Source organism: Micromonospora sp. NPDC047548, from assembly GCF_040642975.1.
Classification (GTDB): domain Bacteria; phylum Actinomycetota; class Actinomycetes; order Mycobacteriales; family Micromonosporaceae; genus Micromonospora.
This window is the reverse complement of the sequence record NZ_JBEYTI010000010.1, coordinates 49,987-62,033: the sequence shown is the minus strand read 5'-3', so window position 1 is coordinate 62,033 and position 12,047 is coordinate 49,987. Positions and strand designations below refer to the sequence as shown.

Sequence of the window (12,047 nt, the reverse complement as noted above, 5' to 3'; positions counted from 1 at the left end):
GGCCCCGGACGTCCGCGTCCGGGGCCGATCTGCGTATGTCCGGGGTGGCGGCGGTCACCCCGTCTAGGGCATCCTAGGAACCTAGTGGCATGAGGAGGCGGGTGTGCAGATCAACCCGGGGGCCGCCGAGTTCCCGCACCGGCAGATCGCCGCGCAGCTCAAGGCCCAGGTGCGCCGCGGCGACTGGGGACCGGGCGAGCGGCTGCCGTCCATCCCGGCCATCGCCGAGATGTTCGGCGTGGCGAAGCAGACCGTGCAGCGCGCCGTCGACCAGCTGCGGGTCGAAGGCATCCTGATCACCAAACCCGGCTCCGGTACGTACGTACGGGGCACCCGACGCCGGCTCAACCGGCTCTCCCGGGGCCGCTACGGCGGCTTCCGGGGCTACCACACCGACCTGGCCGCCCGGTACCGTCAGCAGCTGGTGTCCGTCGGCCGCGCCCCCGCCCCACCGGAGGTCGCCGACGCGTTCGGGGTGCCCGACGGCACCGAGCTGCTCTGCCGCCGGCACCTGGTACGCACCGAGGACTCGCCGGTCGAGGTGGGCGCCTCCTGGTTCCTGCCGACCGACACCGCGGGCACCTCACTGGAGCGGGCCGAGGCGTTCGGCCGCCCGCTCTACCAGGAGGCCGAGGAGGCCACCGGCCGCCGGTACGTCTCGGCCACCGACACGATCAGCGCCCGCCAGCCCAGCCGGGAGGAGGCGGAGACCCTGCAGATCCGCCCGGACACCCCGGTGCTGCACCTGCTGCACGTCGCCCACGACGAGCGGCGCAAGCCGATCGAGGTCGCGCAGGCCACCTGGCCCGGCCCGATGACCACCCTCACCGAGGAGTACCGGATCCCCGCGCCGGCCCCGGAACAGGACCCCGACCCCGGCCTGGTGCTCGGCTGACCCGGGCCACCCGCGACGCCGCTCAAGGGACGGTTAGCTGCACGGGCGCCTGGACGAGGTGGTGTGCCTGGACTGCGGCAATCGTGCCGCGTCGGGAAACGACGAGGCGGCGACGGTGCGGCGGCCACCGTCGCCCGACCTCCATGATCCAGTCGCACTTTCCGACCCGACACGCCGTCCACGGTGTCGGAGATCGCGACTGGATCATGAGGCTGCGGCGGCCAGCGACGCCCGGGCGACCGGTGGCGGGCGGCCCCAGCCGGTCGGGCTCAGAGCCGGATGCCGAGCAGGGCGTCCACGGTGTCGGCGAAGAGGGCGGGCGCCTGCGGGTCGTCGCCGGCGCCGGCCAGGGCGCGGTCGGCCCAGTCGTCGGCCAGCGCGAGGGCGCCCGGGGTGTCCAGGTCGTCGCCGAGCCGGGCGCGTACGCCGGCCAGGAACGCCGCCCCGGACGGCCCGGCGGTCGCGGCGGCGGCCCGCCGCCAGCGGTCCAGGCGCCGCCCGGCGGCGACGAGGAGGTCGTCGGTCCAGGAACGGTCGGCGCGGTAGTGCCCGGACATCAGCCCCAGCCGCACCGCCATCGGGTCGACCCGGTCGGCCCGCAGCCGGGAGACGAAGACCAGGTTGCCCTGGGACTTCGACATCTTCTCGCCGTCCAGGCCGATCATCCCGGCGTGCACGTAGTGGGCGGCGAAGGGCGCCTCGCCGGTGAGCCGCTCGGCGTGCGCGGCGGAACACTCGTGGTGCGGGAAGAGCAGGTCGTTGCCGCCGCCCTGCACGTCGATCCGGTCGCCGAGCAGATTCAGCGCGATCACCGCGCACTCGATGTGCCAGCCGGGGCGGCCGGCGCCCAGCTCACCGCCGGGCCAGGAGGGCTCCCCCTCGCGGGCGCCGCGCCACAGCAGCGGGTCGAGCGGGTCACGCTTGCCGGCCCGGTCGGGGTCGCCGCCGCGCTCCGGAAGGATCTCCAGCATCTGCCCCCGGGTCAGGTTCGACTCGTAGCCGAACGCCGGGGCGGCGGCGATGTCGAAGTAGACGTCGCCGGTGCCGTCGTCCAGGCGGTACGCGGCGCCGTCCTTGACCAGGACGAGGACCTTCTCGGCGATGTCCGGGATCGACTCCACCGCGCCGACGTAGTGCGCCGGCGGGATGATCCGCAGCGCCTCCATGTCCTCCCGGAACAGCGCGGTCTCCCGCATGGCCAGGACCTTCCAGTCCTCGCCGTCGCGCGCCGCGCGCTCCAGCAGCGGGTCGTCGATGTCGGTGACGTTCTGCACGTACCGCACCGTCACGCCCGCGTCGCGCCACATCCGCTGCACCAGGTCAAAGGTGATCATGGTGGCGGCGTGGCCGAGGTGGGTGGCGTCGTACGGGGTGATGCCGCAGACGTACATGGTGGCCGTGCCGCCGGGCCGGCTGGGGTGGACGCGACGCCGCGCCGAGTCGTACAAGCCCAGTGACCCGCCGCCGCCCGGCAGCCGTGGCACCTCGTGTCCCGCCCAAGACTCCATGACCGTCAGCCTAACGATCCGTCAGGCGGTGGGCAGGCACCCCACGGGTGATCAACGCGACAACGGCTCACATGGGGGGCCAGGGCATCGCCGGCCAGTCCTGCGGCGGCTGCGGGTACCGCCCGGCCTCCCGCAGCCGGTCGATCCGCGCCGCCAGCTCGGCGATCTCCCCGACCGTCAGGTGGGCGGACAACTCCTCGCCCAGCTCGCCGGCCACCTGGCCGGCCAGCGCGTCGAGCATCTCCACCGCGTCCGGCGGCAGCCGCCGGCCGGCCCAACCCCAGAGGACCGTCCGCAGCTTCTCCTCCACGTGGAAGCAGACGCCGTGGTCCACCCCGTAGAGGCAGTCGTCCGGACCGACCAGCAGGTGACCGCCCTTGCGGTCGGCGTTGTTCAGCACCGCGTCCAGCACCGCCAGCCGGGCCAGCCGCGAATCGTCGGCGTGCGCCAGGGCGTACGCGGCGCCGTCGTCGTCGCGGGCCGCAGCGACCGGGAACCAGCGCGGCGGCACCGCGCCGGCGGGCACGAAGCCGACCAGCGGCTCGACGTCGGCCGGCTCGTCGATCCAGAGCTGGCAGGAACCGGGCCCGAACGGGCCGTCGCGCAGCACGGTCGGCGGCACCAGGTCCCACCCGGTGGCCCGGGAGACCAGGTAGGCGGCGACCTCCCGGCCGGCGAGGGTGCCGTCGGGGAAGTCCCAGAGCGGCCGCTCGCCACGCACCGGCTTGTAGACGCAGCGGGCCGTCCGCCCGTGCAGGGTCAGGATCCCGCGCAGCGTGGTGTTGGAGGCGTCGACCAGCCGCCCCTCCAGGGCGAGCTCACCGTCGCGCAGCAGCCGGAGCGCCGCGCTGCCGTCCTGGCGGGGCTGCAACTCCGACGAGGTCACCGGTGGTAACCGTTGTGCCGCGGGCAGAGGTGCCCGGCGGGGTCGAGCGGCTGGCCGCAGAGCGGGCAGGGCGGGCGGCCGGCGTTGACCACCCGGCGGGCCCGCTCGATGAACTGGCGGGTCGCCTCAGGGGTCAGCCGCACCCGGAGCCGGTCGAGGTCCTCGTCCGGCTCGGCGTCGTCATCGTCGTCGTCATCGTCGTCGCCCAGCTCGACCTCGACCTCCGCCTCGCCGGCGGCGATCGCCTCGATCACCACGGTCGCGCTGTCGACGTCGAAGGCCAGGCCGAGGGTGCCGACCCGGAACTCCTCGTCGACCGGGGTGTCCAGCGGGTCGTTGTCGCCGACGACGGCGGGCGCCTCGGGCAGGTCGACGCCGAACCGGCGCTGGGCCTCGGCGAGCAGCTCCTCCAGCTTCTCGGCGAGCAGGGACACCTGCACCTTCTCCAGCGCGACGCTGACCAGCCGGCCAGCGCCGCGCGCCTGGAGGAAGAATGTGCGCTCCCCCGGCGGCCCGACGGTCCCGGCGACGAACCGCTCCGGCGGCTCGAAGGCGTGCACCTGGTGGGTCATACCCACGACCCTATCCGGCGCACGGGAGCGTCGCGCACCGCACCGAGGGTCGTTCCGCCCAGGGCGGAACACCGCCGGCCGCCCGGGAGGGCGCCGGACGTGGCGGGCCGACTCACCCGGCGGCCCCCGCGCCACCGCCCACCGCGGCGTCCGAGTCGGTCGGCCGGGTCGCCCGCCGGCGCCGCCTACGCGGCGGCGGCACCAGCCCGGCGAGATCACCGCCGGTGTCGTTGAGCCGGACCAGGAAGGGCCGCAGCGGCGTGTAGCGGATCGCGGTGACCGACGCCGGGTCCGCGACGATGCGCTGGAAGAGATCCAGGTGTACGCCGAGCGCGTCCGCCACGATGGCCTTGATCACATCGCCGTGGCTGCACGCCAGCCAGACCGCCTCCGGCCCGTGCTCGGCGGTGACCGCGGCGTCCCAGGAGCGCACCGCGGCGACCGCCCGCGCCGCCATCGCCGCCATCGACTCCCCCTCGGGGAAGACCGCCGCGCTCGGGTGCTGCTGCACCACCGGCCAGAGCGGCTCCTTGGCCAGCATCTTCAGCGGCCGCCCCTCCCAGGCCCCGTAGCCGCACTCGATCAGGCCCTCCTCGACCACCGGCTCGACCTGCGGCAACGCCAGCTCCAGGGTCTGCCGGCAGCGGATCAGCGGGCTGGTCACCACCGTCGCCAGGGGCAGGCCGCGCAGCCGCTCGCCGACCGCGGCGGCCTGGGCCCGGCCGGTGTCGTCCAGCTCGACCGGCTGGCGGCCGGCCAGCCCGCCGTCGGCGTTCGCCGTGGTCCGGCCGTGTCGCAGAAGCAGAAGGGTCGCCACGAACACCACCCTAGGCGCAGGCCGGACACGCCACGGCCCCCGGCACGGGTGTCGGGGGCCGTGGCGGACGGGGCCCGGTCAGGTGGCGGTGATCGCGCCGGTGAGCAGCAGCGAGAGCACCAGCGTGCCGAGCGCCACCCGGTAGAGCACGAAGACGTACAGGGTGTGGTGGGCCACGTAGCGCAGCAGCCAGGCGATCGCGGCGTAGCCGATGGCGAAGGCGATCACGGTGGCCACCACCGTCTGCGCCACGCTCGGCACCGAGGTGCCCGGCGCGGCCGGCTCGAACACGTCACCGATGCTGAAGACCCCGGACATCACCACCGCCGGGATGGCCAGCAGGAACGAGTACCGCGCCGCCGCCTCCCGGGTGAGGTTGAGCAGCAGGCCGGCGGTGAGCGTGCCGCCGGAGCGGGACACCCCGGGGATCAGCGCCATCGCCTGGGCGAAGCCCATGACCACGCCGTCACGCAGCCGGAAGTTCGCCAGGGTGCGGGTCTGCCGCCCCCAGTACTCGGCGAAGGCGAGCACGAAGGCGAAGACGATCAGGGTGGTGGCGACCACCCACAGGTTGCGGGCCGTGTCACGGATCTGGTCCTTGAACAGCACCCCGAACAGCCCGATCGGAATGGAGCCGACGATGACATACCAGCCCATCCGGTAGTCGAGGCTGGAGCGCACCGAACGGTCCCGCAGGCCCACCAGCCAGGTGCGGGTGATCCGCCAGATGTCCTTGGCGAAGTAGATCAGCACCGCCGCCTCGGTGCCCAGCTGGGTCACCGCGGTGAAGGAGGCGCCAGCGTCCCGCTCGAAGAAGATGGCGGAGGTGATCCGCAGGTGCCCGGACGAACTGACCGGCAGGAACTCGGTGAGCCCCTGGACGATGCCCAGGACGATGGCCTCGACCCAGGTCACTCGCCGACCCCGGACAGTTCGAGGGCCTCGGCGACGGTGCGCAGCGTCTGCACGCCGCTGTCCCGGTCGGCGACGAACAGGGTGACCGAGAGGGTGGTCACGCCGGCCGCGGCGTACTCGCGCATCCGCTCGGCGATGCGCTCCTTCGGGCCGAGCAGCGAGGTGCGGTCGATGAACTCCATCGGCACCGCGGCGGCGGCGTCGCGCTGCCGCTTGGCCAGGTAGAGGTCCTGCACCTCGCGGGCGGCGTCGCCGTAGCCCATCCGGGTGGCGAGCTGGTTGTAGAAGTTCTGCTGGCGGCTGCCCATGCCGCCGACGTAGAGCGCGGCGTACCAGCGGACCAGCTCGGCGCAGGTGGCGATGTCGTCGCCGACCACCACCGGCACCGAGGGCACCACGTCGAAGCCGGCCAGCTCCTTGCCCGCCTTCGCCCGGCCGGCGCGCACCGAGGCGAGCTGCTCCTCGGCGAACTCCGGGGCGTAGAAGACGGCCAGCCACCCGTCGGCGATCTCGCCGGCCAGCTCCAGGTTCTTCGGGCCGACGGCGGCCAGGTAGATCGGGATGTGCTCGCGGGGTGGGTGGAAGCCCAGCCGCAGCGCCTTGCCGGGGCCGTCGGGCAGCGGCAGGGTGTAGTGCTCGCCGTCGTAGGCGACCTCCTTGCGGGCGACCGCCAGCTTCACGATGTCGACGTACTCGCGGGTGCGGGCCAGGGGCTTGGCGAACCGTACGCCGTGCCAGCCCTCCGAGACCTGCGGGCCCGAGACGCCGAGACCGAGCCGGAACCGGCCGCCGGAGAGCGCGTCGATGGTGGCCGCGGTCATCGCGGTCATGGCCGGGGTCCGGGCGGGGATCTGCATCACCGCGCTGCCCACGTCGATCCGCTCCGTCTGGCCGGCCATCCAGGCCAGCATGCTGGGCGAGTCGGAGCCGTAGGCCTCCGCCGCCCACACCACCGAATAGCCGAGCCGGTCCGCCTCCTGGGCAAGCGCCAGGTGGTCGGCGGGTGTGCTCCACGCCGTCTGGTAACCGAGGCTGAGCCCGAGTCGCACTGGTCCTCCCCCATCCGCACCACAGGTCGCACCAGGGTACGCAATGGCGACGGTGGGCCCGATCACCGGCTCACCCGGCCGGCCGGGTGGCCGGGCGGCCGGCGACCGGCCCGGGGCCCCGCCACGGTCGGATCGGCGACGCGACGGGCAGAGATGACGGGAGCGAGGATATCCGTGACGCCGGGTTCGAAATAAGGTTCACCCATGCAACAGCGACCGCTCGGCCGAAGCGGGCTGGCGGTTTCCCGGCTCGCGCTCGGCACCATGTCATGGGGCCGGGACACCGACGCCGACGACGCGGCCGCCCAGCTGAAGAGTTACCTCGACGCGGGCGGCAACCTCGTCGACACCGCCGACGTCTTCGGCGACGGTGAGGCTGAGGCGGTGCTCGGCTCGCTGCTGGGCGCCCTGGTGCCCCGCGACGAGCTGCTCATCGCCACCAAGGCGGGCCTGCGGCCGGGCATCGGCCGGCGACGCGACGGCTCCCGCGGGCACCTGCTGCGCACCCTGGACGCCTCGCTGCGCCGCCTGGGCACCGACCACGTCGACCTGTGGCAGGTGCACGGGTACGACCCGGACACGCCGCTGGAGGAGACCCTGGCGGCGCTCGACCACGCGGTGGCCAGCGGCCGGGTCCGCTACGTCGGCGTGTCGAACTTCTCCGGCTGGCAGACCGCCCGCGCCGCCGCGTGGCAGGCGGCCTGGCCGGGGCGTGCTCCGGTGGTCGGCGCGCAGGTGGAGTACTCGCTGCTGGAGCGGGGCGTCGAGCGGGAGGTGCTGCCCGCCTGCGCGGCGCTCGGACTGGGGGTGCTGCCCTGGTCGCCGCTCGGCCGCGGGGTGCTCACCGGCAAGTACCGGCACGGCCGACCGGCCGACTCCCGGGCCGCCTCGCCGCACTTCGAACGGTTCGTGGCCACCTACCTGGAGCCGCGCTGCTCCAGCATCGTGGAGGCGGTGGCCACCGCCGCCGGGGGGCTCGGCGTCTCGCCGATGGAGGTGGCGCTGGCCTGGATCCGGGACCGGCCCGGGGTCACCGCGCCGATCCTGGGCGCCCGCACGGTGGGGCAGCTCCTCGGCGCGCTACAGGTGGAGCGGATGACCCTGCCAGCGGAGATCACCACCGCGCTGGACGACGTCTCCGCAGTGCCGGTGGGCTACCCGGAACGCGACAGCTGACCGCCGGGCCGGCCGGGCTGTCAGCCGAGGTCGGGGCGGTCGCCGGGGATCTCCCGCACGGCGGCCAGGAAGCGGGCCTGGTCGTCGCGGGTGGCCGGGTTGACGATCCGGATCCACGAGCCGTCGTCGAAGTGCAGGGTCGCCGGGAACTGCATCAGCCGCGCGGACCCGTGGTCGCAGTCGATCCGGGTGATCCGCCGCCGCTGCACGCTCCACAACAGCCGCGGCTCGCGCCGGTCCGGCCTGCCCTCGTCCGGGCGGCGCCCCATCCGCAGCAGGTGCAGATGGGTGTCGGTGACCGCGAGCGGGGTGCCGGTGTAGCGCTCCAGGAACAGCAGCAGGCTGCCGGCGAGGGTGGCCAGGTCACCGCTGAAGACGTACCGCCGGCGGTAGGCGATCTCGGCGAGCTGGTCGGCGAGCGGGCGGTGGCGGCTGAGCCGGAACAGCGCCCGGAACGCCTCCTGCTCGGGGGTGAGCGGCAGCACCGGCCGGGGTGGCGGGGCCGCCCGGTCGGGCTCGACGTCCACCTCCCGCCCGGCCGCCTCGGGCAGGCCCGCCGCGAGCGCGGCCGCCCTGCCGGGCAGCAGCAGCACCCCGGCCACGATCCGGACCGGCGTCATCACGGCCTCGACCCAGACCACCGGGTTGACGATGTTCAGCAGCCCGAAGAGCGCCCGGGGGTCGAGCGCCTCGGCCACCTCCGCGCCGACGTGGTCGACGAACTGGCTGCCGGCACGGTGCGTCTCGTGCGCCCGCACCGGCGCCAGGCCGACGTAACGCAGCTCCTGCCCGGTCACCAGGGGGGCGACCAGGCCCCGCTCCGGCTCGTCGGAGGTGCGGAACTCGTCCCGCAGGGCGCGGGCCCGGTCGCGGGCCACCCGCGCGCCGTCGCGCACCGCGTCGCCGAGCCGCCCGAGCCGTCCCCACGCACCCGTCACGCCGTACCTCCTCAGTCGCCGATCAGCGGCCCGCCGGCTGCTGCTCGGCGGGCGGCTGCCCGAAGACATTCTGGTCGATCCAGTCGGCACCGCTCTGCACCGCGTCGCCGATCTCGTCCTGCACCAGGTCGGACCCGGGCACCGAGAGGCCGCTGACCAGGGCGGTGCCGCCCCACACCGCGCCGTGCACGACGGAGTTCGGCACATTCCAGGGCAGGTTGGTGGCCCAGTCCCGGGCGATCATCCGGCCGCCGTCGGCCAGGCCGTGCGCGCGCAGGGCGCCGGCCCGCTCCACCATCCCCATGTCGAACGGCGACCCGGACTTGCCGAGCTTGAAGGTGCCCTTCGCCGGGTCGGTGATCTTGTGGAACCACTTGTCGGCCTTGCCCGCGGCGCGCCGCTTGTCGATCGCCTTCTGCCCCATCCGCAGCGCCTTCTGCTTGTCCACCAGCTTGTCCAGGTGGTTGCGCAGCTTGCGCAGGTAGAGCATGACCCGCTGGAGCAGCCGGATGACCTTCTGCAGGTGGGTGGCGAGCGGGCGGATGATCTTCAGCGACCGGGTGAGCACGATCATGCCACGGGTCGCGGTGACCGCCATGCCGGCTGCCCAGGAGGCCCCGGCCGTGAACGGCGCCATGAGCAGGGCGGTCACCAGGGTGACCAGCATCCAGTTGACGAACTCGACGCAGAGGTCGACCAGCACCTCGTGGACGATCTGCAGGCCCTCGGCGACCCCGCGCAGGTACTCGGCCGTGGCGGTGAACTGCCCCGCCACGTCCAGCAGCTGCTGCTCGACCTCGGCGAGTCGCTTGCCGTACGCCTCCCCCGCCGGCGACCGCCAACCGGGCTGCTCGGCCTCGCGCACGCCGCGGTGGCTCAGCGCCAGCTCGCGCACCTGGGCGGCGAGGGCGTCCCAGTCGCCGGCCCGGGCGCGCAGCGCCTCCGGCTCGCCGTCGACCATGTCGACCAGCTGGATGAGCGGCCAGGCCAGGGTGCGGCACACGCTGTCGACCACGTCCTCCACACCGGACAGGGCGTTGTCGATGCCGTTCCAGAGCTGGACGGCGCTGCCGGCTGGCCCGCTCACCGGCCCATCCCCTCGCGCATCGCCCGGAAGCCGGAGTCGATGTCCTGCTCGTTGCGCTCGTACGCCTCGGCGGTGGACCCCAGCGCCGCGCCGACCCGGGTGAACGCGTCCTGACCGGCCCGGAACAGCGTCGTGCCGTCGGCGACCTGCTCGGCGTACTTGGCGCGCAGCATGTCGCTGGCGAACGGCAGGTGGCCGAAGGCGCCGTCGGGCAGGTCACCCGCGGCCACCACGCGGCTCTCCAGCCCTCCCAGCGCGTTGGCCACCCCGGTGGCGGCCGCCTCAAGCCGTTTCACGGCCGTCACGTCCACCTCGATGTCACCTGCCATCGTCGTTCCTCCCCCGCATCCGACGCGGGTCGAAGATACGATTCCCCGGCCTTCGGGCGCCACCCCGGCCCGAGGAGGAACGAAAGGGAGGAAGCCCGCATGACTGATCCGCTGTCCGGTCTGGACGCGCTCGCCGGCCGGCTCGCCGACATCGAACGCCGCTTCGCCGGGCTGCACGCAGACCTCGACGAACTGGGCGGCACGGCCACCGACGAGACCGGCCTGGTGTCGGCCACCGTGGATGCTGCCGGAGGGCTCACCGACCTGACGATCGAGCCGGCGGCGCTGCGGTCCGGCACCGCCGACCTCGCGGCCATGGTGCTGGCGGCGTACCGGCGGGCCCGGACGGCGGCGACCGCCCAGCTCGACGAGCGCGCCGACGGTCTCGACGCGACGCTCGGGGCGGGCCTGACCGAGCTGTTCGGGAAGCCCGGCGACTTCGCGGCGTTGGGCCGCCTGGAGGAGGCCGTCGCCCGACTCGGCGCCCTGGACGCCCGGCTGCCGAGGCCGCCGGCGTGACCGCCCCCGGCTGGCCGGAAATCGTGGCCCGACTGCACCGGACGCTGGTCGCCTGCGACCGGGACACCGACCTGGAGCTCGCCGCCGGGCCGCGCCGGCTCCGGCTGTCCGTGCGCCGCGACACCGTCGAGGGCCACTGCCCCGGCTACGACGGGCAGCAGTTGGCCGACCTGGGCTGGCGGCCCGACGGCGACGGCGGCTGGTGGCACGCCACGCCGCGTACCGCCGAGGGCCTGCACTGGTGGAGCGCCTTCGCCGCGCGCACCGCCGCCGCCGTGCTGACCGCCGACCCGACCGCGCTCGCCTGCCGGGTGCTCCCACCCGTCAGCGCGGCGGAGGCGCCGGGCGCGCCGGCCGTCGAGGTGACCGTTCCCATGGGGGCCGGCGTCGCGATGGGGGCCGACGCGGAGGCCACGCACGCGCCCGGCGCCGGGGCCACGGCCGCCGGTCTGCCCGGCGGGGACGTCACCGCACCGGTCGGGAACCCGCTGCCCCCACCGACCACTGGTCCCGGCGGGACGGGGCTGCCCGACTCCGGGCCGGCTGCCGCAGCGACCCCGACCGGCGTCGGGGACCCGGCCCGGGACCCCGGGACGGACACCGCCGGCACGGGAGGGACCGGCCCGACCAGCACCCCCGCTTCCCCGGGCGGGGCGGACCCGCACGAGCCGGAGCGGGTGTCGGGCCGGCACCGGGCGCAGGAGCGGGCCGAGCCGGCCCGGCCGCCCTCGCCCGAGCAGGAGCCGGAGCCCGCGGAGCTGCTCGCGCGGGCCGCGGCCCGGCATGACCTCCCCCACTACCTGGGGGTGCTGGCCGCCGGCCCGGTCTGCGTACCGCTGGCCGGCGAGCCGTCGCCCGACCGGGACTTCCCGTGGACGGTCGTCCTCGGGGCCGACCGGACGCTGCTGCTGCCGGTCTTCAGCTCGGCGAACGCGCTGACCGCCTTCGCCGGCGACGGGGTGCCGTTCGTGGCGCTGTCCGCCGCCGAACTGCTGGCGGACTGGCCGGACCCGGGCTGGGGTCTCGCCGTTGACCCGGGCGCCGCCCACGGCCTGACGCTGACCGCCCCGGCGCTGGCCGCGCTGCTGGCCGCGAACGACCTGACCGGCCCGGACGCACCGGCCGCCGGGCCCGCCGGCCCGGCGGCCGTCGAGGAACCCGACACCGCCGCGCACTAGCAAGGTCGTTCGCCGTCGTCGGCCCCGCCGGCCGGCGGCGGTCACGCCCTCGGACCCGCCGGCCGGCGGCGGTCACGGCCTCGGCCCCCTGCTGGCGGGGCCGTGTTGTCGGTTCGCCGGCCGGGTGGTCACGGTGGCCCGGCCCGATGATCCCGGTCGGATCCGACAACGCCACCGC

At 75.0% G+C, this 12,047-nt stretch carries 13 protein-coding genes; 4 read left to right on the top strand and 9 right to left on the bottom strand.

What is annotated here, in order from left to right; translation table 11 throughout:
- Positions 1 to 103 precede the first annotated feature (103 nt).
- A complete protein-coding gene (locus tag ABZ807_RS13360; RefSeq protein ID WP_357156303.1) occupies positions 104 to 895 on the top strand; it encodes a GntR family transcriptional regulator in 792 nt (263 codons plus the stop codon).
- 269 nt (positions 896 to 1,164) lie between these two features.
- Here the strand turns inward: ABZ807_RS13360 and mshC are convergent, their stop codons facing one another.
- The 6 genes from mshC to ABZ807_RS13330 all read right to left on the bottom strand — a co-directional run bounded on the left by mshC (position 1,165) and on the right by ABZ807_RS13330 (position 6,642).
- Entirely contained in the window at positions 1,165 to 2,403 is a 1,239-nt protein-coding gene (gene mshC, locus ABZ807_RS13355) for a cysteine--1-D-myo-inosityl 2-amino-2-deoxy-alpha-D-glucopyranoside ligase (protein ID WP_357156301.1), read from the bottom strand.
- Between the two features lie 67 nt (positions 2,404 to 2,470).
- Positions 2,471 to 3,289 carry an SCO1664 family protein gene (locus ABZ807_RS13350; protein WP_357156299.1) on the bottom strand — a complete coding sequence of 273 codons (819 nt, stop codon included), beginning with the start codon at positions 3,287 to 3,289 and terminating at the stop codon, positions 2,471 to 2,473.
- Positions 3,286 to 3,861, bottom strand: coding sequence for a DUF3090 domain-containing protein (locus ABZ807_RS13345; RefSeq protein WP_357156296.1), 576 nt, complete (start codon positions 3,859 to 3,861; stop codon positions 3,286 to 3,288). The genes ABZ807_RS13350 and ABZ807_RS13345 overlap by 4 nt, the downstream gene beginning before the upstream one ends.
- Positions 3,862 to 3,973: 112 nt before the next feature.
- Positions 3,974 to 4,687, bottom strand: coding sequence for a histidine phosphatase family protein (locus ABZ807_RS13340; protein WP_357156294.1), 714 nt, complete (start codon positions 4,685 to 4,687; stop codon positions 3,974 to 3,976).
- A gap of 69 nt (positions 4,688 to 4,756) precedes the next feature.
- Positions 4,757 to 5,593: an undecaprenyl-diphosphate phosphatase gene (locus ABZ807_RS13335; RefSeq protein WP_357156292.1), complete on the bottom strand. Its 837-nt coding sequence runs from the start codon at positions 5,591 to 5,593 to the stop codon at positions 4,757 to 4,759.
- Positions 5,590 to 6,642: an LLM class F420-dependent oxidoreductase gene (locus ABZ807_RS13330; RefSeq protein WP_357156290.1), complete on the bottom strand. Its 1,053-nt coding sequence runs from the start codon at positions 6,640 to 6,642 to the stop codon at positions 5,590 to 5,592. Before ABZ807_RS13330 ends, ABZ807_RS13335 begins: the two co-directional genes overlap by 4 nt.
- A gap of 204 nt (positions 6,643 to 6,846) precedes the next feature.
- Between ABZ807_RS13330 and ABZ807_RS13325 the strand changes: the two genes are divergently transcribed.
- Positions 6,847 to 7,818, top strand: coding sequence for an aldo/keto reductase (locus tag ABZ807_RS13325; RefSeq protein WP_357156288.1), 972 nt, complete (start codon positions 6,847 to 6,849; stop codon positions 7,816 to 7,818).
- A 20-nt stretch (positions 7,819 to 7,838) separates the two neighbouring features.
- On the opposite strand, the gene ABZ807_RS13320 is transcribed toward ABZ807_RS13325, so the two are convergent.
- From ABZ807_RS13320 to ABZ807_RS13310, 3 genes are read right to left on the bottom strand one after another with little or no spacing between them, the layout of a single operon-like run.
- Positions 7,839 to 8,756, bottom strand: coding sequence for a hypothetical protein (locus ABZ807_RS13320; RefSeq protein WP_357156286.1), 918 nt, complete (start codon positions 8,754 to 8,756; stop codon positions 7,839 to 7,841).
- Positions 8,757 to 8,778: 22 nt separating this feature from the next.
- Complete coding sequence (locus ABZ807_RS13315) at positions 8,779 to 9,843, bottom strand: hypothetical protein (protein ID WP_357156285.1); 1,065 nt, start codon at positions 9,841 to 9,843, stop codon at positions 8,779 to 8,781.
- On the bottom strand, positions 9,840 to 10,172 hold the full coding sequence (locus ABZ807_RS13310) for a hypothetical protein (protein ID WP_357156283.1): 333 nt from the start codon (positions 10,170 to 10,172) through the stop codon (positions 9,840 to 9,842). The genes ABZ807_RS13315 and ABZ807_RS13310 overlap by 4 nt, the downstream gene beginning before the upstream one ends.
- Before the next feature lie 99 nt (positions 10,173 to 10,271).
- On the opposite strand from ABZ807_RS13310, the gene ABZ807_RS13305 reads away from it, so the two are divergent.
- Positions 10,272 to 10,691: a YbaB/EbfC family nucleoid-associated protein gene (locus ABZ807_RS13305; protein WP_357156281.1), complete on the top strand. Its 420-nt coding sequence runs from the start codon at positions 10,272 to 10,274 to the stop codon at positions 10,689 to 10,691.
- The gene (locus tag ABZ807_RS13300) at positions 10,688 to 11,869 is read left to right on the top strand and encodes an SseB family protein (RefSeq protein ID WP_357156279.1); all 1,182 of its coding nucleotides are present in this window, start codon (positions 10,688 to 10,690) and stop codon (positions 11,867 to 11,869) included. Before ABZ807_RS13305 ends, ABZ807_RS13300 begins: the two co-directional genes overlap by 4 nt.
- Positions 11,870 to 12,047 lie beyond the last annotated feature (178 nt).